Origin of the sequence: Streptococcus oralis, from assembly GCF_965111685.1 — a bacterium.
In the GTDB taxonomy this organism is placed as follows: Bacteria; Bacillota; Bacilli; order Lactobacillales; family Streptococcaceae; genus Streptococcus; species Streptococcus oralis_B.
Genome location: NZ_OZ217340.1, coordinates 1,909,522 through 1,931,351, shown reverse-complemented (window position 1 = coordinate 1,931,351; position 21,830 = coordinate 1,909,522). Strand labels below are relative to the sequence as shown.

24 protein-coding genes are annotated in these 21,830 nt (G+C 39.5%); 21 read left to right on the top strand and 3 right to left on the bottom strand.

The window, feature by feature from the left end; all coding sequences use genetic code 11:
* Nucleotides 1-31 precede the first annotated feature (31 nt).
* The 10 genes from rodZ (at nucleotide 32) to tsf (ending at nucleotide 8,649) form a co-directional block, all read left to right on the top strand.
* Nucleotides 32-853 carry a cytoskeleton protein RodZ gene (rodZ, locus tag ACLV7H_RS09845; protein ID WP_411867047.1) on the top strand — a complete coding sequence of 274 codons (822 nt, stop codon included), beginning with the start codon at nucleotides 32-34 and terminating at the stop codon, nucleotides 851-853.
* Nucleotides 854-863: 10 nt separating this feature from the next.
* Nucleotides 864-1,409, top strand: a complete 546-nt coding sequence (gene pgsA / locus ACLV7H_RS09840; protein WP_045592619.1) for a CDP-diacylglycerol--glycerol-3-phosphate 3-phosphatidyltransferase — start codon at nucleotides 864-866, stop codon at nucleotides 1,407-1,409.
* Complete coding sequence (locus ACLV7H_RS09835) at nucleotides 1,406-2,233, top strand: energy-coupling factor ABC transporter ATP-binding protein (protein WP_045592620.1); 828 nt, start codon at nucleotides 1,406-1,408, stop codon at nucleotides 2,231-2,233. Before pgsA ends, ACLV7H_RS09835 begins: the two co-directional genes overlap by 4 nt.
* The gene (locus ACLV7H_RS09830) at nucleotides 2,218-3,057 is read left to right on the top strand and encodes an energy-coupling factor transporter ATPase (protein WP_045592621.1); all 840 of its coding nucleotides are present in this window, start codon (nucleotides 2,218-2,220) and stop codon (nucleotides 3,055-3,057) included. The genes ACLV7H_RS09835 and ACLV7H_RS09830 overlap by 16 nt, the downstream gene beginning before the upstream one ends.
* Nucleotides 3,050-3,844 carry an energy-coupling factor transporter transmembrane component T family protein gene (locus ACLV7H_RS09825; RefSeq protein ID WP_038804767.1) on the top strand — a complete coding sequence of 265 codons (795 nt, stop codon included), beginning with the start codon at nucleotides 3,050-3,052 and terminating at the stop codon, nucleotides 3,842-3,844. The genes ACLV7H_RS09830 and ACLV7H_RS09825 overlap by 8 nt, the downstream gene beginning before the upstream one ends.
* 59 nt (nucleotides 3,845-3,903) lie before the next feature.
* Nucleotides 3,904-4,719 carry a rod shape-determining protein MreC gene (gene mreC / locus ACLV7H_RS09820; RefSeq protein ID WP_045592622.1) on the top strand — a complete coding sequence of 272 codons (816 nt, stop codon included), beginning with the start codon at nucleotides 3,904-3,906 and terminating at the stop codon, nucleotides 4,717-4,719.
* 2 nt (nucleotides 4,720-4,721) lie between these two features.
* Nucleotides 4,722-5,216, top strand: a complete 495-nt coding sequence (gene mreD, locus ACLV7H_RS09815; protein ID WP_045592623.1) for a rod shape-determining protein MreD — start codon at nucleotides 4,722-4,724, stop codon at nucleotides 5,214-5,216.
* Between the two features lie 93 nt (nucleotides 5,217-5,309).
* Entirely contained in the window at nucleotides 5,310-6,527 is a 1,218-nt protein-coding gene (pcsB, locus tag ACLV7H_RS09810) for a peptidoglycan hydrolase PcsB (RefSeq protein WP_045592624.1), read from the top strand.
* A 222-nt stretch (nucleotides 6,528-6,749) separates the two neighbouring features.
* Nucleotides 6,750-7,529: a 30S ribosomal protein S2 gene (rpsB, locus tag ACLV7H_RS09805; protein WP_411867046.1), complete on the top strand. Its 780-nt coding sequence runs from the start codon at nucleotides 6,750-6,752 to the stop codon at nucleotides 7,527-7,529.
* 79 nt (nucleotides 7,530-7,608) lie between these two features.
* Nucleotides 7,609-8,649 (top strand): translation elongation factor Ts, encoded by a 1,041-nt coding sequence (tsf, locus tag ACLV7H_RS09800; protein ID WP_000808056.1) that lies wholly within the window; start codon nucleotides 7,609-7,611, stop codon nucleotides 8,647-8,649.
* A gap of 104 nt (nucleotides 8,650-8,753) precedes the next feature.
* Here the strand turns inward: tsf and cysK are convergent, their stop codons facing one another.
* The 3 genes from cysK to ACLV7H_RS09785 all read right to left on the bottom strand — a co-directional run bounded on the left by cysK (nucleotide 8,754) and on the right by ACLV7H_RS09785 (nucleotide 10,871).
* Complete coding sequence (cysK, locus tag ACLV7H_RS09795; protein WP_411867045.1) at nucleotides 8,754-9,680, bottom strand: cysteine synthase A; 927 nt, start codon at nucleotides 9,678-9,680, stop codon at nucleotides 8,754-8,756.
* A gap of 96 nt (nucleotides 9,681-9,776) precedes the next feature.
* Complete coding sequence (locus ACLV7H_RS09790; protein WP_045592627.1) at nucleotides 9,777-10,220, bottom strand: PH domain-containing protein; 444 nt, start codon at nucleotides 10,218-10,220, stop codon at nucleotides 9,777-9,779.
* A 15-nt stretch (nucleotides 10,221-10,235) separates the two neighbouring features.
* Nucleotides 10,236-10,871 (bottom strand): YigZ family protein, encoded by a 636-nt coding sequence (locus ACLV7H_RS09785; protein ID WP_045592628.1) that lies wholly within the window; start codon nucleotides 10,869-10,871, stop codon nucleotides 10,236-10,238.
* A gap of 56 nt (nucleotides 10,872-10,927) precedes the next feature.
* On the opposite strand from ACLV7H_RS09785, the gene ACLV7H_RS09780 reads away from it, so the two are divergent.
* The 11 genes from ACLV7H_RS09780 (at nucleotide 10,928) to ACLV7H_RS09730 (ending at nucleotide 21,830) form a co-directional block, all read left to right on the top strand.
* Nucleotides 10,928-12,226 carry a DEAD/DEAH box helicase gene (locus ACLV7H_RS09780; protein ID WP_045592629.1) on the top strand — a complete coding sequence of 433 codons (1,299 nt, stop codon included), beginning with the start codon at nucleotides 10,928-10,930 and terminating at the stop codon, nucleotides 12,224-12,226.
* The gene (locus ACLV7H_RS09775) at nucleotides 12,223-12,885 is read left to right on the top strand and encodes a ComF family protein (RefSeq protein ID WP_045592630.1); all 663 of its coding nucleotides are present in this window, start codon (nucleotides 12,223-12,225) and stop codon (nucleotides 12,883-12,885) included. The genes ACLV7H_RS09780 and ACLV7H_RS09775 overlap by 4 nt, the downstream gene beginning before the upstream one ends.
* A 78-nt stretch (nucleotides 12,886-12,963) precedes the next feature.
* Nucleotides 12,964-13,512 (top strand): ribosome hibernation-promoting factor, HPF/YfiA family, encoded by a 549-nt coding sequence (gene hpf, locus ACLV7H_RS09770; RefSeq protein ID WP_045592631.1) that lies wholly within the window; start codon nucleotides 12,964-12,966, stop codon nucleotides 13,510-13,512.
* A gap of 251 nt (nucleotides 13,513-13,763) precedes the next feature.
* Nucleotides 13,764-14,972, top strand: a complete 1,209-nt coding sequence (locus ACLV7H_RS09765) for an acyl-CoA dehydrogenase family protein (RefSeq protein ID WP_045592632.1) — start codon at nucleotides 13,764-13,766, stop codon at nucleotides 14,970-14,972.
* Nucleotides 14,973-15,059: 87 nt separating this feature from the next.
* A complete protein-coding gene (locus ACLV7H_RS09760) occupies nucleotides 15,060-15,908 on the top strand; it encodes a 3-hydroxybutyryl-CoA dehydrogenase (protein ID WP_045593329.1) in 849 nt (282 codons plus the stop codon).
* 18 nt (nucleotides 15,909-15,926) lie between these two features.
* Nucleotides 15,927-17,105, top strand: a complete 1,179-nt coding sequence (locus ACLV7H_RS09755; RefSeq protein ID WP_045592633.1) for an acetyl-CoA C-acetyltransferase — start codon at nucleotides 15,927-15,929, stop codon at nucleotides 17,103-17,105.
* A 320-nt stretch (nucleotides 17,106-17,425) separates the two neighbouring features.
* Nucleotides 17,426-18,205, top strand: a complete 780-nt coding sequence (locus ACLV7H_RS09750; RefSeq protein ID WP_045592634.1) for an enoyl-CoA hydratase-related protein — start codon at nucleotides 17,426-17,428, stop codon at nucleotides 18,203-18,205.
* A 16-nt stretch (nucleotides 18,206-18,221) separates the two neighbouring features.
* Entirely contained in the window at nucleotides 18,222-18,947 is a 726-nt protein-coding gene (locus tag ACLV7H_RS09745; RefSeq protein ID WP_411867044.1) for a CoA transferase subunit A, read from the top strand.
* A gap of 1 nt (nucleotide 18,948) precedes the next feature.
* Nucleotides 18,949-19,599: a 3-oxoacid CoA-transferase subunit B gene (locus tag ACLV7H_RS09740; protein WP_045592636.1), complete on the top strand. Its 651-nt coding sequence runs from the start codon at nucleotides 18,949-18,951 to the stop codon at nucleotides 19,597-19,599.
* A 194-nt stretch (nucleotides 19,600-19,793) separates the two neighbouring features.
* The gene (locus tag ACLV7H_RS09735; RefSeq protein WP_411867043.1) at nucleotides 19,794-20,702 is read left to right on the top strand and encodes a LysR family transcriptional regulator; all 909 of its coding nucleotides are present in this window, start codon (nucleotides 19,794-19,796) and stop codon (nucleotides 20,700-20,702) included.
* Nucleotides 20,703-20,717: 15 nt separating this feature from the next.
* Nucleotides 20,718-21,830 (top strand): acyl-CoA dehydrogenase family protein, encoded by a 1,113-nt coding sequence (locus ACLV7H_RS09730; protein ID WP_052690241.1) that lies wholly within the window; start codon nucleotides 20,718-20,720, stop codon nucleotides 21,828-21,830.

Below are 21,830 nucleotides of genomic sequence, written 5' to 3'. Positions count from 1 at the left end.
GCAAGAACACTAGAAAGAAGGAATGGTAAGTATGAGAAAAAAAACAATTGGCGAGGTTCTACGTTTAGCTAGAATTAATCAGGGATTGAGTTTAGAAGAATTGCAGGAAAAAACTGAAATTCAGTTGCATTTTCTAGAAGCTATGGAGGCAGATGATTTTGATCAACTTCCTAGTACCTTCTATGCTCGTTCTTTTTTAAGAAAATATGCCTGGGCAGTAGAGTTAGATGAAAGAATTGTTTTGGATGCCTATGATTCAGGTAGTATGATCACCTATGAAGAGGTCGATGTTGATGAAGAAGACCTGTCTGGTCGTAGACGATCAAATAAGAAAAAAACGTCTTATCTCCCCTTATTTTATTTTGTGCTATTTGCTTTGTCAATTTTAATTTTTGTCACTTACTATGTTTGGAACTACATCCAAACTCAGCCAAGACCTTCTTCAGCTAACTATAGTGTTGTGAACTCAACTAGTTCAACAACCTCATCTAGTTCATCTTCTAGTAGTCAGGTATCAAGCTCATCTTCTAATGCGGAATCAACTATTACCGTTTCAGGTGAAGGGAACCGCATTGAAGCTCGGTATAAAACGAGTAAGGAAATCGCTACTGTTCAACTGGCAGTATCAGATGCAACTAGTTGGGTTAGTGTTTCAGGAAGTGAGCTGGAGGGTGGTGTGACACTATCCACAGACAATAAGAATGCAAAAACAACAGTTTCAACTAAGAATCCCGTTACCATTACTTTAGGTGTAGTGAAGGGAGTTACTGTAACTGTGGACAATCAAACGATTGATACTTCGAAGCTGACAACTCAGACTGGAACTGTAACACTTACATTTACTACAGATTAAGGAAAAATCAATGAAAAAAGAACAAATTCCTAATGTATTAACTATTGGTAGAATTCTCTTTATACCTCTCTTTATTCTTATTTTGACTTTGGGCCATTCACAAGCCAGTCATTTGCTGGCAGCGATCATCTTTGCAGTTGCTAGTATAACGGATTATCTTGATGGTTACCTTGCTCGTAAATGGAATGTGGTTAGCAACTTTGGAAAGTTTGCAGATCCAATGGCTGATAAGTTATTGGTTATGTCAGCTTTTATCATGTTGATTGAGTTAGGTATGGCTCCAGCTTGGGTTGTTGCCATTATCATCTGTCGTGAACTTTCGGTGACAGGCTTGCGTTTGTTGCTTGTTGAGATGGGAGGGACAGTTCTAGCAGCAGCGATGCCAGGGAAAATCAAGACCTTTAGTCAGATGTTTGCCATTATCTTTTTGCTCTTACATTGGAATTTAATTGGTCAGCTGTTACTTTATATAGCTTTGTTTTTCACTATCTACTCTGGTTATGATTATTTCAAGGGTAGCGCTCATGTATTCAAAGGGACATTTGGTTCGAAATGAAATCGATTATTGAAGTAAAAAATCTGTCTTTTCGTTACAAGGAAGACCAGGATCATTATGATGTTAATAATGTCTCGTTTCACGTGAAACGGGGAGAATGGCTTTCGATTGTAGGTCATAATGGGAGTGGAAAATCGACAACTATCCGTTTGATTGATGGTTTGCTTGAAGCAGAGTCTGGGGAAATCTGGATTGATGGACAATTGCTGTCCTCTGAGAATGTTTGGGACTTACGCCGTCAAGTTGGTATGGTTTTTCAAAATCCAGATAACCAATTTGTGGGGGCAACTGTTGAAGATGATGTCGCCTTTGGATTAGAAAATCAGGGACTTCCTCGAGAAGAAATGAAGAAGAGAGTGGCTGAATCTTTGGAGTTAGTAGGTATGCTAGACTTTAAGAAGAGAGAACCAGCTCGTTTATCTGGTGGACAAAAACAGCGGGTGGCCATTGCAGGAGTTGTTGCCTTGAGGCCAGCTATTTTGATTTTGGACGAGGCTACAAGTATGTTGGATCCTGAGGGACGCAGAGAGCTGATTCAGACAGTGCAAGAGATTCGAAAAGACTATCAGATGACAGTTGTCTCCATTACGCATGACTTGGAAGAAGTTGCGATGAGTGACCGTGTCCTGGTCATGAAAAAAGGCCAAGTGGAGTCAACCAGTAGCCCAAGAGAACTTTTTTCTCGGGATGACCTTGACCAGATAGGCTTAGATGATCCCTTTACGAATCAATTGAGAGAATCTTTGAGAGAGACTGGCTATCAGTTGCCGGATGGCTATTTGACAGAAGGAGAGCTAGAGGACAAGTTATGGGAATTACTCTAGAAAATGTGAGCTTTACCTATCAAGAGGGGACACCCCTATCTTCATCAGCCTTGACTGATGTTTCCTTGACGATTGAGGACGGCTCCTATACAGCTTTGATAGGACATACAGGTAGTGGAAAATCGACAATCTTACAGCTTTTAAATGGCCTATTGCTTCCAAGTAAGGGTTCTGTTCGAGTTTTCGATACCGTCATTACTCCTACATCAACAAATAAAGAAATTCGACAGATTCGAAAGAAAGTCGGTCTAGTTTTTCAATTTGCTGAAAATCAAATTTTCGAAGAAACTGTTTTGAAAGATGTTGCTTTTGGACCACAAAATTTTGGAGTTTCTGAGGAAGAAGCCAAGAAAATTGCGCGTGAAAAGTTAGCCTTAGTGGGCATCGATGAGTCACTCTTTGAGCGCAGTCCTTTTGAACTTTCGGGTGGTCAGATGAGACGTGTGGCTATAGCAGGTATGCTAGCCATGAAGCCAACTATTTTGGTTTTGGATGAGCCAACAGCTGGACTAGATCCTTTGGGCAGAAAAGAATTGATGACCTTGTTTAAAGAACTCCACCTTTCTGGAATGACAATCGTCCTGGTAACGCATTTGATGGACGATGTAGCTGCGTATGCTGATCAGGTCTATGTTATGGAAAAGGGGCGTTTGGTCAAAAGTGGCAAACCAAGTGATGTCTTCCAAGATGTAGCCTCTATGGAAAATGTACAGTTGGGTGTGCCTAAAATCACAGCTTTTTGTAAACGTTTGGCAGATAGAGGTGTAGCTTTTAAAAAACTGCCAATCAAGATAGAGGAGTTTAAGGAGTCGCTAAATGGATAGTATGATTTTAGGGCGTTATATACCAGGAGATTCCATCATTCATCGCTTGGATCCCCGTAGTAAATTGCTCGCTATGATCCTGTTGATTTTGATTGTATTTTGGGCTAATAATCCTCTCGCTAATCTCATTCTTTTTGTAGCGACAGGTATATTTATCGCTTTGTCGGGCGTTTCCCTCTCATTTTTTGTTCAGGGATTAAAATCCATGTTTTTCTTGATTGCTTTTACGACTCTATTTCAGCTCTTTTTCATTTCAAGTGGAAATGTCTTATTTGAGTTTTCTTTTATAAGAATAACGGATTATGCTTTGCAGCAAGCTGGGATTATTTTCTGTCGTTTTGTGTTGATTATTTTCTTTTCAACCTTGCTAACGTTAACGACTATGCCTTTGAGTCTGGCAGCTGCAGTTGAAGCTCTTTTAGCGCCGCTGAAACGCGTGAAAGTTCCCGTTCATGAAATTGGTCTCATGTTATCAATGAGTTTGCGTTTTGTTCCAACCTTGATGGATGACACGACGAGAATTATGAATGCTCAGAAGGCTCGTGGAGTTGACTTTGGCGAAGGCAGTATCGTTCAAAAAGTAAAGGCTATGATTCCGATTTTAATTCCTCTTTTTGCGACGAGCTTAAAACGTGCAGATTCATTGGCAATAGCCATGGAAGCGCGTGGTTATCAGGGAGGAAAGGGTAGAAGTCAGTATAGACAGTTGAGATGGAGTCAAAAGGATACACTGGCGATTCTTGTGATTCTGGTGCTGGGATGTCTCTTATTTTTCTTAAAATCTTAGTGGATTTGTAAGATTGATAAAAAATCACAGTAGTAGATCTTTAGTAAAAAGGTAGGAATATGAACCGTTTTAAAAAATCAAAATATCTAATTATTGTTTTTGTCACAGTTCTGGCAGTTTCTGTACTATTAGTGACAACCTATTCAAGTGCTATTGTGACAAAGCTAGGAGATGGAATTTCCTTAGTGGATAGAATTGTTCAGAAACCCTTTCAGTGGTTTGATACTTTCAAATCGGATTTGGAACATTTGACGCAGACGTACAATGAAAATGAAAGTCTAAAAAAACAGCTCTATCAACTAGAGGTGGAGTCTAATCAATCAGAAAGTTTAAAAAATGAAAATGAACAACTACGTCAGTTGCTGGATATGAAGTCAAAATTGCAGGCTACAAAAACCATTGCAGCAGATGTGATTATGCGAGCTCCAGTATCCTGGAAACAAGAGTTAACAATTGATGCGGGAAGTTCAAAAGGAGCTTCTGAAAATATGTTGGCTATTGCAAACGGGGGCTTGATTGGTAGTGTTTCAAAGGTGGAGGATCATTCAACAACGGTCAATCTATTGACAAATACCGAAAATTCAGACAAAATTTCTGTTAAAATCCTGCATGGCTCTACTGAAATTTACGGAATCATCGTTGGTTATGACAAGGAGTCTGAACTGCTTAAAATTAGCCAATTAAACAGCAACAGTGATATTAGCGCAGGAGACAAGGTGACTACAGGGGGGCTCGGAAACTTTAATGTTAAGGATATTCCTGTTGGAGAAGTTGTTGCTACAACACACAGCAGTGATTATCTAACAAAGGAGGTAACAGTAAAGTTAAGTGCTGACACCAAAGATCTTCATGTGGTAGAGTTAGTGGGGAATTAGCAATGAGACTGTTAAAACAAATTGGTATTTTCTTTTTACTCCCTTTTGTCGTACTAATTGATGCACATATTGGACAATTAGCGGAATCCTTCTTCCCTCACTTTCATTTAGCAAGTCATTTTCTGTTTTTATTTCTCTTGTTTGAGACAATTGAGGTTTCAGAATATCTCTATCTAGCTTATTGCTGTATAGCGGGTTTGGTGTACGATATCTATTTTTTCCACTTGATAGGAATTGCGACACTTCTATTTATCTTGATAGGTGCTTCGCTCCATAAGTTTAATAGCGTAATTTTGCTAAACCGTTGGACAAGAATGTTAACAATAGTTGTGATGAGTTTCCTATTTGATATGGGGAGCTACCTCCTTGCTCTTGCTATAGGATTGACAGTAGAATCGATGCCAGTTTTCATCGTCTATAGCCTTGTCCCATCAATGATTTTAAACTTTTTATGGATGCTTATTTTCCAATATATTTTTGAAAAATGTTATCTATAAGAAAGAAATAAAAATGTAACAAAGGCGTAATATTTATTATGTCTTTTTTTGGTATACTAGTAATGTCTTAAATAGAAGGAGTATCTACACAATATGAAGAAAAAAATCTTAGCGTCACTTTTATTAAGTACAGTATTAGTGTCACAAGCGGCGGTATTAACAACTGTCCACGCTGAAACAGCTGATGAAAAGATTGCTGCTCAAGATAGTAAGATTAGTAATTTGACAGCTCAACAAAAAGAAGCTCAAAAACAAGTAGATGAAATCCAAACGCAAGTTACAGCTATCCAAACTCAACAAACGAACTTGGAAGCTGAGAATGAAACTCTACAAGCTGAATCTAAAAAACTTGAAGGAGAAATTACAGAGCTCTCTAAGAACATTGTTGCTCGTAATGAATCTTTGGAAAAACAAGCACGTAGCGCACAAACAAACGGTGCTGCAACTAGCTATATCAATACAATTGTAAACTCAAAATCAATTACGGAAGCTATTTCACGTGTTGCAGCCATGAGCGAGATTGTATCAGCTAACAACAAAATGTTGGAACAACAGAAAGCTGATAAGAAATCTATCGCTGAAAAACAGGTTGCAAATAATGAAGCAATCAACACTGTCATTGCGAACCAACAAACGCTTGCTGACGATGCACAAGCATTGACAACAAAACAAGCAGAGTTGAAAGTTGCTGAGTTAAACCTTGCTGCAGAGAAAGCTACTGCAGAAGGCGAAAAAGCTACTTTGCTAGAACAAAAAGCAACTGCAGAAGCAGAAGCAAAAGCAGCGGCAGAAGCAGAAGCAGCTTACAAAGCTCGTCAAGCAAGCCAACAACAATCAGTAGTTGCTTCAGGAAATACAAGCTTCTCTGCTCAAGTACAAGCGACATCAACATCAACATCTGATGATGAGGATTCAAGCTACACTCCAGCACCTGCTCCAACTCCAGCACCTGCTAGACAACGTCCAACATATAGCTCAAATGCATCAAGTTACCCAACTGGGGAATGTACTTGGGGAGCTAAAACATTGGCACCTTGGGCTGGAGACTACTGGGGTAACGGAGCTCAGTGGGCTACAAGTGCAGCAGCTGCAGGATTCCGTACAGGATCAACTCCACAAGTTGGTGCGATTGCATGTTGGAATGATGGTGGTTATGGACACGTAGCAGTTGTTACAGCAGTTTCATCATCAACTAGCATTCAAGTATCAGAATCAAACTATGGTGGAGATCGTACAATCGGTAACAAGCGTGGATGGTTCAACCCAACTACAACTTCTGAAGGTTACGTAACATACATCTATCCAAACTAATGAATGAAACGAAGAGGCTCGATTGAGTCTCTTTTATTATTTTTTATCGAAAGCAAGTCCGAAATCTATCAAAACCACTTGAAAATATGGCTATGATGTGGTAAAATAAAACTTGTCGTGTAAACGATAATACTCATTCTTGATGAATTGTGAAACTGTTGCCCTCGGGTCGTTTTGCAAGTTGAAGTCGAGGAGAGGAAAAAACAAAAAGGAGAAATACTCATGGCAGTAATTTCAATGAAACAACTTCTTGAGGCTGGTGTACACTTTGGTCACCAAACTCGTCGCTGGAACCCTAAGATGGCTAAGTACATCTTCACTGAGCGTAACGGAATCCACGTTATCGACTTGCAACAAACTGTAAAATACGCTGACCAAGCATACGACTTTATGCGTGATGCGGCAGCTAACGATGCAGTTGTATTGTTTGTTGGTACTAAAAAACAAGCTGCTGACGCTGTTAAAGAAGAAGCAGAACGTTCAGGTCAATACTACATCAACCACCGTTGGTTGGGTGGAACTCTTACTAACTGGGGAACTATCCAAAAACGTATTGCTCGTTTGAAAGAAATCAAACGTATGGAAGAAGAAGGAATCTTCGACGTTCTTCCTAAGAAAGAAGTTGCACTTCTTAACAAACAACGTGCACGTCTTGAAAAATTCTTGGGTGGTATCGAAGACATGCCTCGTATCCCAAATGTAATGTACGTAGTTGACCCACATAAAGAACAAATAGCTGTTAAAGAAGCTAAAAAATTGGGTATCCCAGTTGTAGCGATGGTTGACACAAATACTGATCCAGATGATATCGATGTAATCATCCCAGCTAACGATGACGCTATCCGCGCGGTTAAATTGATCACAGCTAAATTGGCTGACGCTATCATCGAGGGACGTCAAGGTGAAGACGCAACAGCAGTTGAAGCAGAATTTGCATCTTCAGAAGCTCAAGCAGACTCAATCGAAGAAATTGTTGAAGTTGTAGAAGGCGACAACGCTTAATTCATATAAATAGTAATTACCTAGGAGGGCGGGGCGTAGCCCAGCTCTCCTATTTTTTAAAAAATATAGGAGAATCAAAATGGCAGAAATTACAGCTAAACTTGTAAAAGAGTTGCGTGAAAAATCTGGTGCCGGTGTTATGGACGCTAAAAAAGCGCTTGTAGAAACAGACGGTGATATCGAAAAAGCGATTGAATTGCTTCGCGAAAAAGGTATGGCGAAGGCAGCTAAGAAAGCTGACCGTGTTGCTGCAGAAGGTTTGACTGGTGTATTTGTTAACGGTAACGTTGCAGCAGTAGTTGAAGTAAATGCTGAAACTGACTTCGTTGCGAAAAACGCTCAATTCGTTGACTTGGTAAACGCAACAGCTAAAGTAATTGCTGAAGGAAAACCAGCGAACAACGAAGAAGCTCTTGCTTTGACAATGCCTTCAGGTGAAACTCTTGAAGCTGCATATGTATCTGCAACAGCTACAATCGGTGAAAAAATCTCATTCCGTCGTTTTGCTTTGCTTGAAAAAACAGATGCACAACACTTTGGAGCATACCAACACAATGGTGGTCGTATCGGTGTTATCTCTGTTATTGAAGGTGGAGACGAAGCGCTTGCTAAACAAATCTCAATGCACATTGCTGCGATGAAACCAACAGTTCTTTCTTACAAAGAATTGGATGAGCAATTCGTTAAAGATGAGTTGGCACAATTGAACCACGTAATCGACCAAGATAACGAAAGCCGTGCAATGGTTGGTAAACCAGCCCTTCCACACTTGAAGTATGGATCAAAAGCACAATTATCTGATGAAGTGATTGCTCAAGCTGAAGCTGACATCAAAGCTGAGTTGGCTGCAGAAGGCAAACCAGAAAAAATTTGGGACAAAATCATCCCAGGTAAAATGGATCGCTTCATGCTTGACAACACTAAGGTTGACCAAGCATACACACTTCTTGCACAAGTCTACATTATGGATGACAGCAAGACAGTTGAAGCTTACCTTGAATCAGTAAATGCTTCAGTAGTTGAGTTCGCTCGCTTTGAAGTTGGTGAAGGTATCGAGAAAGCAGCAAATGACTTTGAAGCAGAAGTTGCAGCTACAATGGCAGCAGCCTTGAATAACTAATAGAAAAGGAAGCAATTTGCTTCCTTTTTCTTTTGGTCTAGAGAGTAGGCTCTGTTATGAGTAAACAAAAAGCCCTTTAATAAGGGCTAAGTGGATTTAGGAGATTACACTTCAAATTCATAGAGTGCTGTAGACAAATAACGTTCGCCGTTATCTGGTGCTAAAGCAAGAACTTTCTTACCTGTACCTAATTTCTTGGCAACCTCAATTGCCCCGTAAATCGCTGCAGCTGAAGAAATCCCAACAAGGAAGCCTTCTTTTCCACCAATTTCACGGCCAAGTGCTAGAGCATCATCTGACGTTACGCGGACGATACCATCATAGGCCTTTGTATCAAGTGTTTCAGGAATAAATCCAGCTGAGATGCCTTGAATTTTGTGCGGTCCTGGCTTCTCACCAGACAATATAGCTGACTCGTCTGCCTCAACTGCATAAACTTGAATGTTTGAATTTGCTGCTTTAAGAGCGTGAGAAACACCTGAGATCGTTCCACCAGTACCAACACCACCCACAAAAGCATCTAGTCCATCAGAACCGAAAGCAGCCAGTATTTCAGCTCCTGTTGTTCTTTCGTGTACTTCTGGATTAGCTGGATTATTAAATTGGAGTGGAAGGAAACCGTCACGTTCAGTGGCAATTTCCTGAGCTTTGGCAATAGCCCCTTTCATTCCTTCGCTACCAGGAGTAAGGATGAGTTCAGCACCATAGGCTTGGATAATCTTACGTCGTTCCACACTCATCGTTTCAGGCATGACGATAACAACCTTATATCCTTTAGCGGCACCAACCCATGAAAGACCGATACCAGTGTTTCCACTCGTTGCTTCAACAATAGTAGCACCCGGTTTTAGAATACCATCTTGTTCCGCTTTTTCAATCATGCTAAGGGCAATACGGTCTTTTACTGACGATCCAGGGTTAAAAGCTTCTAGTTTAACATAGACATCTGCAGCACCCTCTGGAACAATGTTGTTAAGTTTAACAATCGGTGTTTGTCCGATAAGTTCAGTGATATTGTTATAAATAGCCATAGATATACCTCTTTGTATAAGATGATACTAGTATAACGCGCTTAAGGATATTTGTAAAATATAGAAATCCTATCAAAGTGATAGGATTTTTTTATATCAAAGGTCTGAGCCATTAATTTTTAATCGATTGTGATAAGCAAGTTCTAGTAAATAGGTGTAAAGGGGAAGAATATCCGTTTTCTTAGGAAATTCAAATTTGTGGTAACTAAAATGCTCATTATGTGCTTTTAGAAAGACATTCTCTAAATAAGTGATCGTAATCTCACTATCGTCTATACCTGCTCCCGCAGTTTCCATTTCAACGTTGACAATGTTCATCAAAAAGAGTGACTTAACAGACATCTTGCGACCAGTAGCGCCTTGCTTATCTGTAAAGATGATACGAATATTTGTAAAGATGATTGCGTCACGAATGAGCTTATATCCACTTTGGATTTCTTCATTCTCTAGTAGGTATTGACCATATTCTTTGATAAGAGCTTCTGTGTTTTGCTCGCTGAAGTTACCAGCAAGTCCTTGAATCAATTTCCCAAACGCCATGTATTTCTCCTTTATTTACACTAAGTTTACAGGAACTTCAACTTCTCGTAAACCTTGATCTGTTAAAGTAACCTTTCCATTAAAAAACTCTATAAGAGCAGACTTGATTTTTTCTTTCTCTTCCTTATCAACATAAATTATGGTATCGATTTGATCTGTAAAGTTTGTCTCGAGTTCCATGAGATTATGTTCTTTAAGGAAATTACCATACTCTTGGTATTGAGCGTAAGACATCTGAATGGCTATGCCAGCTTGCTCTTTGATTTCAATAATGCCTATTTCTTTGACAGCCAAGGCCACACTACCTGCGTAAGCGCGGATCAAACCGCCAGCGCCTAGCTTAATCCCCCCAAAGTAGCGAGTAACCACTACGCAGACATTCGTAAGATTATGATTTTCTAAGACGCCAAGCATAGGGACTCCAGCAGTACCACTAGGTTCGCCATCATCACTCGTACGCTTGATTTCACTGCGTTCTCCAATAATAAAGGCAGAGCAGTTATGGGTGGCTTTGTAGTGTTCTTTTTTGATGGCAGTGATAAAATCACGAGCCTCATCTTCACTATAGACACGCTTGGCATGACAGATAAAGCGCGATTTTTTGATTTCTTCTTGGACCTGTCCATCCTCTTTAATAGTTCTAAATTCCATGATTTAATTGTACTAAAAAAATATCTAAAGCGCTAGATTTTTACGAATAAAGAAGTATGAAAGTAAATCCAAATTATCTCGGTCGCTTGTTTACTGAGAAAGAATTAACTGAAGAAGAACGTCAGATGGCTGAGAAACTTCCAACTATGAGAAAAGAGAAGGGGAAACTGTTTTGTCAACGTTGTAATAGTAGTATTCTAGAAGAATGGCATTTACCTATAGGCGCTTACTATTGTAGGGAGTGTTTATTGATGAAGAGAGTCAGGAGTGATCAAGCTTTATACTATTTTCCGCAGGAGGATTTTCCTAAGCAAGACGTCCTCAAATGGCGTGGTCAGTTAACATCTTTTCAAGAAAAAGTGTCAGAGGGACTTCTTCAAGCGGTAGACAGGCAAGAGCCAACCTTGGTTCACGCTGTAACAGGAGCTGGAAAGACAGAGATGATTTACCAGGTTGTGGCTAAGGTAATCAATGACGGTGGTGCAGTTTGTTTGGCCAGTCCTCGAATAGATGTTTGCTTGGAGTTATATAAGCGACTGCAGAATGACTTTTCTTGTGAGATAGCACTACTTCATGGTGAGTCAGAATCCTATTTTCGAACACCACTAGTTGTTGCAACGACTCATCAGCTGTTAAAATTTTATCATGCTTTTGACTTGCTTATAGTGGATGAAGTAGATGCCTTTCCTTATGTTGACAACTCTGTTCTTTACTATGCTGTAAACCAATGTGTAAAGGAGGAGGGGCTAAGGATATTTCTTACAGCGACTTCTACAGATGAGTTAGATAAGAAGGTTCGCACAGGAGAATTAAAAAGGTTAAGCTTGCCGAGACGATTTCATGGAAATCCATTGATTATTCCAAAGCCAGTTTGGTTATCAGACTTTAATCGCTATATAGAAAAGAGTCAGTTGTCTCCAAAGTTAAAGTCCTACATTAAGAAGCAGAGAAGAACAGATTATCCTTTGCTAATCTTTGCATCAGAGATTAAGAAAGGCGAGAAACTAAAAAAACTCTTGCAGGAACAGTTTCCAAATGAAAACATCGGCTTTGTGTCCTCTGTCACAGAAAATCGATTAGAGCAGGTACAAGCTTTTCGAGATGGAGAGTTGACAATCCTTATTAGTACGACAATTTTGGAGCGTGGAGTCACCTTCCCTTGTGTGGATGTTTTCGTTGTAGAAGCTAATCATCGTCTCTTTACCAAGTCTAGCTTGATTCAGATTGGAGGGCGAGTTGGGCGTAGTATGGATAGACCGACTGGTGAATTGCTCTTCTTTCATGATGGATTAAATGTTTCTATTAAAAAAGCAATCAAGGAAATTAAGCAGATGAACAAGGAGGCAGGCTTATGAACTGTTTATTATGTGGACAGACAATAAAGAGTGACTTGACATTTAGTCACCTCTTGCTGTTTAAGAATGAGAAAAACTATCTTTGTTCAGATTGTGAGTCTACTTTTGAGAAAATTGGTGAGGACTATTGCCCAAACTGTATGAAAACAGGTTTGTCAACTCAGTGTCAAGATTGTAAACTTTGGTGTAAAGAAGAGATTCGAGTCGATCATAATGCAATCTTCACCTATAATCAAGCTATGAAAGACTTCTTTAGTCGATATAAGTTTGATGGGGATTTTCTACTTAGAAAGGTTTTTGCTCCTGTTCTAGCTAATGAATTGAAAAAGTATGGAGACTATCAATTTGTTGTTATTCCCCTAAGTCCTGAAAGATTGCTTGAGAGGGGATTTAATCAGGTTGAAGGTTTGGTTGAGGCAGCAGGTTTTTCTTTTCAAGATTTACTAGGGAAAAGAGAAGAGACGGCTAGTTCTTCTAAGAATCGCTCGGAACGATTAGCTACCGAAATTCCATTTTTTATAAAAACTGAAGCCCCTCTTCCTAAGAAAATTTTGGTTATTGATGACATCTATACAACAGGGGCAACTGTCAATCGTGTGAAGCATCTTTTTGAAGAAGCAGGAGCTTTGGATGTTAAAACTTTTTCCCTTGTAAGATGAGGAAAAATTTGCAAAACGAAAATGAAAGCGCTATAATATAGTTAGAAAAACAAAAATGTTTAGAAAGAAGGTACTTATATGATTAAATATAGTATCCGTGGTGAAAACCTAGAAGTAACAGAAGCGATTCGTGATTATGTAGTTTCTAAACTCGAAAAGATCGAAAAGTATTTTCAACCTGAGCAAGAGTTGGATGCACGTGTGAATTTGAAAGTTTATCGTGAAAAAACAGCAAAAGTTGAAGTAACGATTCCACTTGGATCTATTACTCTCCGTGCAGAAGATATTTCTCAAGATATGTATGGCTCTATCGATCTTGTAACTGATAAAATTGAACGTCAGATTCGTAAAAATAAAACAAAAATCGAACGTAAGAATAAAAATAAAGTTGCGACAAGCCAACTCTTTACAGATGCCCTAGTTGAAGATGAAAATGTTGTGCAACCAAAAGTAGTTCGTTCAAAAAAAATTGATTTGAAGCTAATGGATTTAGAAGAAGCCCTTCTTCAAATGGATTTGTTGGGACATGATTTCTTTATCTATGTAGATGTAGAAGATCAAACAACAAATGTTTTGTATCGCCGTGAAGATGGTGAAGTTGGTTTACTAGAAGTCAAAGAATCATAAAATTGAAATAACAAAAAAAGTGGTTTACTGATTTGTAAACCACTTTTTCTTATGAGGAAATAAGTAAAAAAACTAGGGAATCCTTGATTAAACAGCCAGAATCGCCCTTATAATCTGAACTTATAGGGTCGTTTATATTTATTAAGTAGACAAAATATACCCTAAGGGATAGAATGGAGTTGTCAACAAATAGCGAATACAAAAATGTAAGCGCTCTTATAACAAATAAATAAAGGAGTCATCACTATACTATGGCAACAAAAGAAGAAATTTTACGCGAACTATATCCTGAAGACCTTTTTCATTATGCGGATGGTCTAACTTTGGGTGAAGCAGAGGTTTTACAAGAAACTCGCCGTTTGATTGAGAAACATCTCCGTCCGGTTATTAATGAATACTGGGAAAAACCAGATTTTCCTTTTGAAGAATTCTATGCAGTGGCTAAGGGCGCTCAAATTATGAACAATCCAAAATTGTTTGAGGGACGTGAGGGTAGCTGGAAACCTTCTGAACTTTATATTGCTTTCTTGTATCTTGAACTTGGCCGCTTCGATGCTTCTATGGCAACATTCTACACCGTTCATGGCGGACTTTGCTATAACACAATTCTCTTGGGTGGTGATGAGCGTCAACAAAAAGAATTTCTTCCAAAACTAGCTGCATTTGATTGGCAAGGTTGTTTCGCTTTGACTGAACCTCTTTCAGGTTCTGATATTGCTGGAGGACTTGCGACTACTGCAGAACGTGTTGGGGACAAGTGGATTCTAAACGGTGAGAAACGCTGGATTGGTGGTTCAGACACTGCAGACGTTGTTCCTGTATTTGCTCGTGACGTTGCGGATGGCAAGGTGAAATGTTTCATCGTTCGTAAGGGAGCTCCGGGATATCATGCAGAACCAATTCCACATAAAATCGCTCTTCGTTGTGTCCGCAATGGCCATATCACCATGAAGAATGTGGAGGTTCCAGATTCAGACCGCTTGGTAAATATCAATGGTTTTGGTGATGTAGCCCGTATCTTGACCTTCACTCGTGCGGACGTTGCTCACATTGCTATGGGAGTGACTTGTGGATCTTATGTAGCAGCTCTTAAATATGCTAAAGATCGTGAACAGTTCAAACGTCCAATTGCCAAATTCCAAATCGTTCAAGAAAAATTGGCTCGTATGCAAGCAAATGCTGTAGCAGTTATTGCTTATTCAACTCGTATTGCTGAGATGCAAGAGAAAGGGAATGAATTGATGCTTAACTCTGCTCTTGCTAAGATGCACAATTCCTTGGTGATGCGCGAAACAGTTGCCCTTGCTCGTGAAACTTGCGGAGGTAATGGTATTACACTCGAAACAGACGTTGCTCGTTTCTTTGCAGATGCTGAATCAATCTATACCTATGAAGGCTCACACGAAGTGAATGCCTTGATTGTTGGTCGTGAGATTACTGGACTAGGTGCCTTTGTTTAATGTCAGGAGGGCGATTGAAGGATTTTTGTTCAATCGTCCTTGCTTCATGCAATGGATTTTTGTAAAATAAGAAATAAGAAGGAGAAAATAATGGTATCTAAGGTGATGATTATTGGTTCTGGTCAAATGGGAAGCGGAATTGCTCAAGTATTTGCTCAGGCTGGTTTTACAGTTTACTTAAACGATATTAAAGAAGAATTTGTTCAAAGAGGCTTGAATAATATCACAAAACAATTGGAACGTTCAGTTGAAAAAGGACGGATGTCTGCGGATGAGAAGGATCAGGTATTGGCCAATTTGATTCCATCTATTTCATATGAAGATGCGAAACAAGTCCAATTGGTGATTGAAGCTGCAACTGAGAATCGTGAGATCAAGTTGAATATTTTCAAACAATTGGATGAATTGACAGATCCTAAAACTATCTTAGCATCAAACACATCCTCTTTATCAATCACGGATATAGCTGCTGCTACAAAACATCAGGAACGCGTGATTGGAATGCACTTCTTTAATCCTGCCCCAATCATGAAACTTGTAGAGGTTATTAAGGCCTTGCAGACTTCAGAAGAAGTGGTTCAGGCAGTTCGTGAATTGACAGTGAAAATTGGTAAAACACCAGTTGATGTTAAAGATTCTTATGGTTTTGTTGTGAACAGAATTTTGATTCCTATGATCAATGAAGCCATTTACATTCTAGGTGAAGGAGTGGCTAGTGCCGAGGAAATCGATGAAGCGATGAAACTTGGTGCAAATCATCCTATTGGACCTTTGGCTCTTGCTGACTTGATTGGGTTGGATGTTTGTTTGGCTATTATGGGCGTCCTAAACCAAGGGTTTGGTGATCAAAAATACCGTCCTGCCCCTCTGCTTAAGAAAATGGTCGAAGCAGGAAAATTGGGACGGAAGACAAAAGAAGGTTTCTTTACTTACTAGACACTGATGGAGGTAGTCATGAAAGACGTAGTTATTGTTTCGGCAGTGCGAACACCTTTAGGTTCCTTTGGCGGGAGCTTGAAGAATGTTTCTGCTGTTGATTTGGGATCTTTGGTAATTAAGAGTGCTTTGGAAAAAGCGAATATTAAACCAGAGCAGGTAGATGAAGTGATTATGGGGAATGTCCTAGGCGCAGGTTTAGGCCAAAACGTGGCTCGCCAAATGAGTATTCATGCTGGGCTTCCTGAATTTACACCAGCCTTTACCATTAATAAGGTTTGTGGTTCCGGTTTGAAAGCAGTGCAGTTAGCTGCTCAAGCGATTCAGTGCGGAGATGCAGATATTATTGTAGCTGGTGGTGCAGAAAACATGAGCCAGGCTCCATATGTTTTGCCAAGCTTCCGTTGGGGTGGCCGTATGGGAGATTCGAAAGTGGTAGATACCATGATTAAGGACGGTTTATCTGATGCCTTTAACGAATACCATATGGGGATTACAGCTGAGAATGTGGCAGAAGAATATGGTATTAGCCGGGATGATCAAGATGCGCTTGCTTTGGAATCACAAAAAAGAGCAGTGGCGGCTATAGAATCTGGACGCTTTAAGGAAGAGATTGTTCCGGTGGTAATTCCTCAACGTAAAGGCGATCCTATCGTCTTTGATACAGATGAATTTCCTAGAAAAGATGCTAGCTTGGAGAGTCTGTCTAAGCTACGACCTGTTTTCAAAAAAGACGGTTCTGTTACAGCGGGAAATGCCTCAGGTATCAATGACGGAGCTGCAGCTGTCTTGGTCATGAGTGCTGAAAAAGCTGAAGAATTGGGACTTCCAGTCATTGCGCGCATTCGTTCGTATGCAAGTGCAGGTTTGGATCCTAAGATTATGGGTTGTGGACCGATTTATGCGACTCGCAAAGCTCTTGAAAAAGGCAATTTGACAGTTGATGATCTTGACTTGATCGAGTCAAATGAAGCCTTTGCTGCTCAGGCTTGTGCGGTTGGGAAAACACTTGGCTTTAACACAGATATTGTCAATGTCAATGGTGGCGCGATTGCTCTTGGTCACCCAATTGGGGCTTCAGGTTGCCGTATCCTAGTGACTCTGGTACATGAGATGATGAAACGTGATGCTAAAACTGGTTTAGCTACTCTCTGTATCGGAGGAGGAATGGGAACAGCCCTCATCGTTGAACGTTAGTTATTAGAAAACTGAACGTCATTTCCTCTTTTTCAATATTACGATTACAAAATGAGATTTTGATCCGGTCTCATAGTTACATACCTTATCAAGTGTCTTTCTCTAAAAGGGCTTGATAAGGTATTTTTATTTTTCCTAAGACTTTAAGGATGGATTGGACGACTATATCCTATAAGCTTAACTTATAGGACTATAAATAAAGATTAAGTAGACGGATGGGGAAAAAAGGTTTATGATGAAAATGTAAGCTCTTACATTTTGTGTTGGTATTTGTTGACGCTGTACTCTGTACTCAAAATAAATCAAGTAGGAGCAGAATAATGAGTAAAACTGTTTTATTAGAGGTTAAGAATGGTCTTGGCTATCTAACAATTAACCGTCCATCAGCTTTGAACGCCTTAAGTTCAGAAGTTTTAAAGGATTTGAATCTCGTTTTAGACCAAATTGAAGCAAGCGAGGACATTCGTGTTGTCATTGTGACTGGTCAAGGGGAGAAAGCATTTGTCGCAGGCGCGGACATTAAAGAGATGGACCAAATGTCTCCAATTCAGGCTCATGAATACATGACCTATGCGAACGACACCTTTACCCGCTTATCTGAATTGACTCAGCCAACTATTTCAGTATTGAATGGTTATGCTTTGGGAGGCGGTTTGGAATTAGCTCTTTCAACTGATATCCGAATCGGTTATGATAAGACAATGGTTGGCTTCCCTGAAGTCGGCTTGGGAATCATTCCTGGTTTTGCAGGTACCCAAAGAATGTCTCGTTTGATTGGTACTAGTAAAACAAAGGAATTAATCTTCACTGCTAGAATGGTTAAAGGACAAGAAGCATATGATCTTGGAATTCTTAACAAGTTGGTAGCAGCAGAAGAACTATTGCCTGCAGCAGAAGAGCTGGCGGCAGCGATTATGAAAAATGCACCGCTAGCAGTTGAAAAAGCTAAGCATGTCATTCAAGTTGGTTCAGAACTTCCTCTGAAAAATGCTATTCGTTTGGAAACAGAAGCGGAAGCTCTACTCTTCTCTACAGAAGATAAAGTTGAAGGAATGCATGCATTTGTTGAAAAACGTAAAGCTGTATTCAATCGTAAATAAAAGTTGAGGTGTTAGTATGAAAGCTGTTTTATCATTACAAGAAGCTATTTCTAAAGTAAAACCTGGTGATGTCATAGGGATTTCAGGATTCCTTGCTGTTGGTGAACCTTTGGAGTTAATCGAAGAGTTGGTTAGACAAAATCAACAAGATTTGACTTTGGTTTCAGTTGTTACTTCACATCCAGGTAAAGAAGTGGGTGTTGGACGCCTTTGTGAAAACCACCAAGTTAAAAAATATGTTGCTGCCCACATTGGTACATCTCCTGCTGCTCAAAAAGCGTACTTTAGTGGAGAAATGGAAGTAGAATTTACTCCAATGGGTACCGTTGTTGAACGTCTTCACGCTGCTGGAGCAGGCCTTGGAGGAGTTTTGACACCGACTGGAGTTGGTACAATTCTAGAAAACGAACATGAAAAAGTAGTTCGTAATGGTCGCGAGTACCTTATTTATGACCCTCTAAAACTTGACGTAGCATTGATTAAAGCTACAAAAGCTGACAAGTATGGAAACTTGTACATTGATGGTACAACTAAGAATATTTCATTGCAACTCGCTCTTGCGGCAGATACAGTTATCGTTGAAACAAATGAAATTGTTGAAGTTGGTGAAATTAAACCGGATGATATTTATATTCCAGGTATCCTTGTTGACTATGTAGTCCAAGGCTTAACTCCAGAAGAACACCATAAGATGATGGGGGACCTCTGGACAGAGACTAATAAATTAGCGGGGGTAAAATAATATGAAACCAAAAGAAATTATTGCAAGACGTGTTGCTCTTGAATTTAAAGATGGTGATGTTGTAAACCTTGGGTTTGGGATTCCAAATGCTTCTGCAGACTTCATCCCAGAAGGTGTTAACGTAATTCTTCAAGCTGAAAACGGTGCCCTTCGCTTTGGTGAAACACCAACTAAAGATAACTACAATCCAAACCTAGCAAATTCAGGTGGTGCACCAATCACTCTTCTTCCAGGAGCTGCTTTGTTTGATTTGCAAACATCATTTGCAATTATTCGTGGTGGTCACGTTGATGCGACTGTTCTTGGAGCTCTTGAAGTAAGCCAAGATGGAAGTATTGCTAACTGGATTATCCCAGGGAAATTTGCTCCTGGTATGGGTGGAGCGATGGACCTTTTGGTAGGTGCTAAGCGCGTAATTGGAGCAATCCAACATACTACAGGTGGTGAATCTAAACTCTTGAAAGAGTGCACATTGCCTCTATCAGCTAAAGGAGTATTAGATCTTGTCATCACAGAATTAGCTGTTTTTGGATTCAAAGATGGTAAATTCTTATTGAAAGAGCTGGCTCCTGGTGTGACATTAGAAGAAGTTCTTGAAAAAACAGCTGGGGAAGTTATTGTCTCAGAAGACCTAAAAACAATGCCGATTTAAGCAAAAAAAGAGCTATTTTCTACTCAGTGTGTTATAATACAAACTAGATAGTATTGTAAGCGCTTTATATATGACGTTAAAATGAAGTATTTGAAATGTTATTTCGATAAAAAGTCAGTAGACAACTATCAAACACTAGAATAGTTGTCTAATTGACTTGCTAAAATAGTGAAGGAAAGCTAGGTGATGGGTAAGTGGATATTATCCAAATGAACTATTTCATCAATATCATAGAATGCGGATGCAACCTTTCCATTGCTGCAAAGAAGATTCACATTAGTCAATCAGCCTTGAGTCAATTCGTGACAAATTTTGAAGCAGCTGAAGGGGTTCAATTATTCAATCGCAAGAATGGAAGATTAGAAAGTTTAACAGAGACAGGACGCAAAATTTATCGTTATGCGACCGAGATTGTGAATCGACATGAAGAAATGCTTTCCATGATCCATATAGAAGCTCAAAAACAAAAAGGCACCATTAATCTTGGTATTCCGTCCTTGATTTTACGAGTTTATTTTGCTAGTGCTTTGCCTCATTTTCTGAAAAATAATCCTCATATCCATATCCAGGTTACGGAAGGTGGGGGGAAGGAAATTCGTCAAAAAATGGTTGATGGAGATTTGAATCTCTCTATTCTGATAGAGCCTACGAGCCTGGATGCTAAAAAATATGAACAACATATCATTCAATTGGATGAATACGTTGCTTATATGGATAAGGATCATCCGCTGGCTCAGAAAAGCTTGTTGGAATGGTCTGATATTGCTGGTTATGAATTGGCAACCTTCAACAAAACATTTACGACTTATGATTTAGTGACAGAAAAACTTCGTTCACAACGAATTGAGGCTAAATTTGCTTATCTTTCCTCTACTTGGGACTTCCTAGTTGAATCAACTCATCAGACAGATTTGATTGCCCTTTTGCCAAGGCCGGTTGAATATTTTGTGGATAAGAGTCGTTTTAAGGCGGTTAGATTCAAGGATCCGATTCCATTTAATATTTGGTTTTGTAGACCCTATAAAAACTCCTACAATGAAGTAGAGTCTTATGTGTATGAAGAATTGTTGAAAGATTATTACCAACCGTTTTCTGACAACTAAGATGAGGTGAATGCGATGACCTATAATGACGTGCTGGGGCGAGAATTGAAGGCAGACGTGAAAGTGTTGATTCGGGACTATTTCAAGTCTCGTGAGGATGAACAACAGTTCCCTAGAGAATTGCTTTATCAGTTTATTGAGCAATTTAATATCTTTTCCTTGCTTTTAGATAGTCAAGATTCTGTTTTGAGAACCGAGTTTTTGACCTTTATTCGCTTGATTTCAAAAGATTTTCCTGCTTTTTCTGCTGTTCTACTAACTCAGGCATGTTATGGTATCTATCCTATTTTACGATATGGGAGTCAGGAACAAAAATCGCGTTACGTAGAACCATTAGTAAGGGGAGAAATCTTAGCTGGCTTGGGATTTTCTGAAGGAAAATTGATGGACAGCTTGGAGGTTATTGCAACAACTGCAAGGAAAACAGAAACAGGTTGGTCTTTAACTGGGAAGAAGTCAATTGTATCAAATTGCCGCTATACAGATATTTTGTTAATCTTAGCCAAGGTTCAGGAAGCTAACGGAGAAGATGGATACGGATTTTTCATTGTTGATACGACTCGACCGGGAGTTGCTTTTGGAGATGATATTGCAAAACCTGGTTTACAGGGTTTGCCTGTGAATTCGGTAACTTTTGATCAGGTCATATTGCCAGAAGATAGTCTGCTAGGATTGACGCTAAATGGGGAAACTCAGTTAAATGATATTATCAAAAAATTACAGCTAGGATTAAGCGCAATCTCTATTGGTATCTCTGAGGGAGCTTTTGAAAAAGGCCTGGCTTTTGTAAAGGTCAAAAGAGGATTTGGGAAACGATTAATCGATGCGACAGTCTATCAACATCAATTTGCAGACTTGTATACTAAGCTGTGTGCGGCTGAATCTTACTTTGCCTCCTACAAAGACAGGATGAATGCGGATTCTCTCTTTGTATCTCAGATAAAACTTTATACGACAAAAGTAGCAATTGAGATTTCTGAGGAAATTATTAGATTAATTGGACCTCTTCAAACCTTGGATGACATCCCCATAGACCGTTATCTAAAGGATGCCAAAACGATTGAAATCTATGGAAAATCTGGGGATTCGATTCGCAAAAGAATAGCAGCCCAATGGATAAAGGAGTAA

Bases quoted from the DNA above. Each gene is read 5' to 3' on its own strand.
- ACLV7H_RS09835 (WP_045592620.1), top strand. From the start codon at position 1,406: ATGAAATCGATTATTGAAGTAAAAAATCTGTCTTTTCGTTACAAGGAA.
- ACLV7H_RS09825 (WP_038804767.1), top strand. From the start codon at position 3,050: ATGGATAGTATGATTTTAGGGCGTTATATACCAGGAGATTCCATCATT.
- pgsA (WP_045592619.1), top strand. From the start codon at position 864: ATGAAAAAAGAACAAATTCCTAATGTATTAACTATTGGTAGAATTCTC.
- rpsB (WP_411867046.1), top strand. From the start codon at position 6,750: ATGGCAGTAATTTCAATGAAACAACTTCTTGAGGCTGGTGTACACTTT.
- ACLV7H_RS09740 (WP_045592636.1), top strand. From the start codon at position 18,949: ATGAAACCAAAAGAAATTATTGCAAGACGTGTTGCTCTTGAATTTAAA.
- ACLV7H_RS09830 (WP_045592621.1), top strand. From the start codon at position 2,218: ATGGGAATTACTCTAGAAAATGTGAGCTTTACCTATCAAGAGGGGACA.
- ACLV7H_RS09790 (WP_045592627.1), bottom strand. From the start codon at position 10,220: ATGGCGTTTGGGAAATTGATTCAAGGACTTGCTGGTAACTTCAGCGAG.
- ACLV7H_RS09750 (WP_045592634.1), top strand. From the start codon at position 17,426: ATGAGTAAAACTGTTTTATTAGAGGTTAAGAATGGTCTTGGCTATCTA.
- ACLV7H_RS09730 (WP_052690241.1), top strand. From the start codon at position 20,718: ATGACCTATAATGACGTGCTGGGGCGAGAATTGAAGGCAGACGTGAAA.
- ACLV7H_RS09775 (WP_045592630.1), top strand. From the start codon at position 12,223: ATGAACTGTTTATTATGTGGACAGACAATAAAGAGTGACTTGACATTT.
- hpf (WP_045592631.1), top strand. From the start codon at position 12,964: ATGATTAAATATAGTATCCGTGGTGAAAACCTAGAAGTAACAGAAGCG.
- mreD (WP_045592623.1), top strand. From the start codon at position 4,722: ATGAGACTGTTAAAACAAATTGGTATTTTCTTTTTACTCCCTTTTGTC.
- ACLV7H_RS09755 (WP_045592633.1), top strand. From the start codon at position 15,927: ATGAAAGACGTAGTTATTGTTTCGGCAGTGCGAACACCTTTAGGTTCC.
- ACLV7H_RS09765 (WP_045592632.1), top strand. From the start codon at position 13,764: ATGGCAACAAAAGAAGAAATTTTACGCGAACTATATCCTGAAGACCTT.
- mreC (WP_045592622.1), top strand. From the start codon at position 3,904: ATGAACCGTTTTAAAAAATCAAAATATCTAATTATTGTTTTTGTCACA.
- ACLV7H_RS09780 (WP_045592629.1), top strand. From the start codon at position 10,928: ATGAAAGTAAATCCAAATTATCTCGGTCGCTTGTTTACTGAGAAAGAA.
- ACLV7H_RS09745 (WP_411867044.1), top strand. From the start codon at position 18,222: ATGAAAGCTGTTTTATCATTACAAGAAGCTATTTCTAAAGTAAAACCT.
- cysK (WP_411867045.1), bottom strand. From the start codon at position 9,680: ATGGCTATTTATAACAATATCACTGAACTTATCGGACAAACACCGATT.
- pcsB (WP_045592624.1), top strand. From the start codon at position 5,310: ATGAAGAAAAAAATCTTAGCGTCACTTTTATTAAGTACAGTATTAGTG.
- rodZ (WP_411867047.1), top strand. From the start codon at position 32: ATGAGAAAAAAAACAATTGGCGAGGTTCTACGTTTAGCTAGAATTAAT.
- tsf (WP_000808056.1), top strand. From the start codon at position 7,609: ATGGCAGAAATTACAGCTAAACTTGTAAAAGAGTTGCGTGAAAAATCT.
- ACLV7H_RS09785 (WP_045592628.1), bottom strand. From the start codon at position 10,871: ATGGAATTTAGAACTATTAAAGAGGATGGACAGGTCCAAGAAGAAATC.